Annotated in this window: 1 protein-coding gene; it reads left to right on the forward strand. The window is 54.2% G+C overall.

Annotated elements, in window-relative coordinates; genetic code table 11:
* The first annotated feature begins 357 nt into the window (after positions 1-357).
* A complete protein-coding gene (locus tag B7G66_RS15700; protein ID WP_048859374.1) occupies positions 358-2,016 on the forward strand; it encodes a hypothetical protein in 1,659 nt (552 codons plus the stop codon).
* The last annotated feature ends 343 nt before the right edge of the window (positions 2,017-2,359 follow it).

Raw genomic sequence — 2,359 nt, forward strand, 5'->3', positions numbered from 1 at the left:
AACATGCTGGTATTGTTCAAAAACTTTCGGATCAGGCTCTTAGATATTTTTGCGCGCTATCATAGCGTTGTGATTGAAGCCGCCTGATCGAAATCGCCTACATGCCAGACCTCTAAGTGGTCGTTCAGGGTTCCCGAAAGTCGACATTGTTAGGCGGACCTCAATAGACCGCCTATGGGACTTTCCGACCATAGTAGACAATGCTGTCCGAAGGTCGCTATTTGGGAGACCCAGCTATTGGGTCATCCATCGTCCGCCTGAAGAAGCTGAAACGAGGGACAATCCTTGACCTCAATCAGTTTTTAACAAAACATTGAATCGAGCCATTTTCTCAAGCGAAGATCGGTATTAACCTGCATGCATCATACCCCAGTGAACGTCGCTGCCATTCCCGTGATCTATAAGATTCTGAGTATGAGCAGTGACGATCAATTAGCCCCCTTGGTCGACACGCTCACGCAGACGCCTCACAGCATACTTAAGATTTGTCGGGCCTATGAACGGCACACCCCGAATCACAGCCGGTATACCGACCAAATTGGCGATGAGATTTACCGCCTTGGCCAGAAGGCACTGAACATCACAGATGGTAGCCGTCCTTCGTATCAGCACATGATCGACGCGTTATGCAAACAACTGGGATTGCCTGCTCAGGAGGGCGATCTGGCCGACAACGAGACGGCTCTACTTAACATCTTTACATCGCAACGGCTCTCGTCGATCACAGCGGACAAGCAGCAGGCGGCAGTGAACAAGGCCCGTCAAGCAGCTGCCGAGGGCGCCAGCAGTTTTTTCGGCGCCGCAGAGTGGCCTCCCTTGGCCGCATCTCTTTTGCAAATCGCGTTCCTCCGCTTGAAGCATAATGAAGTTACACGTGCGAATAAGGAGAGCACGGAGGCAAGCTCAACGCCAGCTCCTGTCAGTAACTCCGATGCTTTGGTCATTAGCAACAATAGCGGAACCCCTGTCCTAACGCTTGCCCAGATCAGCGTATTGGATTCGGACGTTGGATGGCGGAAGGTTAGCAAGGATGATACCGGGATTAGCCGGTTAAATCCCCTTTTGCAGGCTGTTCCTGGCGTGGCTACGGCTGTTGAGGTTGGGGCCAGCAATTACATGAATGTGATTGTCCCGGCTGGTACCAAATTGGTGGAGAGCGTCAATCACGGTGGCCTCATCGGCACGCTCCGCAAAATCGGCACGAACGAATTCGCCGGAGCCGCCAAACTCGATATCGGGAATCTTTCGGCTCTGGCCACGTCCGGTGCGGCTCTCAATATTGCATCAGCTGTGCTGGCGCAGAAGCATCTAGCTGACATCAGCGAGAAGCTCTCGGACATCAAGGAAGCCATTGAGGACGTCGCTGTGTTTCAAAAGAACGAGCGTCGATCGGTCCTGACAGGATCGATCCGCTATTTTGAGCAGATTGCCGGGTCCGTGCTATCGGGAGAGCTAGCGGATGAGGTGGTACACGTCATCGAAATGCACGAGACCAAGCTCCTAGAGGTGCAGGAGCATCTTGGCATCGACATTCGTAACCAAACCGACGCCCTGAAGATCCTGAAAGATGAAGAGTGGGTTGGTCAAGGTAAGTATATCAAGGCTCTGGATGAAAAGCATGCGACGCTCGACAAGCTTTATCGTGAAATGCTGCTATGCCTGCGGGCGCGTGCCTGTGGCTGGCAGCTCCTCTCTGCCTTCCCTGGTCGAGAACAGCGCAAAGAAGGTCGGCTGAAGGATATCAGAGCATCTGTGCTAGCCCTGCTGCCACAGGGCGAGGCGGCCATTGCGCTGGACCAACTTCTCCGCGAGAAAATCAAGACCGTCACCAGCCCAGCCGAACGCTCGAAAATTTTGCGGAACGAAAACGCTCTGTTGAACCGCATCTCGACTCAAAGCGCGATTGTGTTTGATGGCCTCGAAACCAGCGGCAGGGATATCTCCACCTACGATGCCCCCCTCTCGATGGATCTGAAAATTGAAGATGGGATCATCGTGGCAACACGAATGCGTTGAGCTGCCAGCAGCCCGTCGCGTTCGCTGAAACGGGCGAGCGACATTTCGTTGGGGGCAATCGCCAACTTCTCGGAACGCAGGGCGGTAGGTATCGGCATAATTAGCCATTCCTCGGGCATGTGACAGGCGACCGGACTTGGCCGGTCGCCGTCATGGCCATGAGCGCATGGAGATGGCTGCTTTCGGATATAGCTGCCCGATAGTCGACTGTCAGTTCACCCCCCATAACTGCCTATCTGCGTTATGGATTTCAGCAGACAGGCAGCAGCATTGAGTGTGGCGCTGCTATTTCTCGCACCGCCACAGCGGATCAGTGATCCGGGCTTCCCAGCGCCATGCGCAC

It is taken from the genome of Novacetimonas hansenii JCM 7643 (assembly GCF_000964405.1).
Taxonomy (GTDB): domain Bacteria; phylum Pseudomonadota; class Alphaproteobacteria; order Acetobacterales; family Acetobacteraceae; genus Novacetimonas; species Novacetimonas hansenii.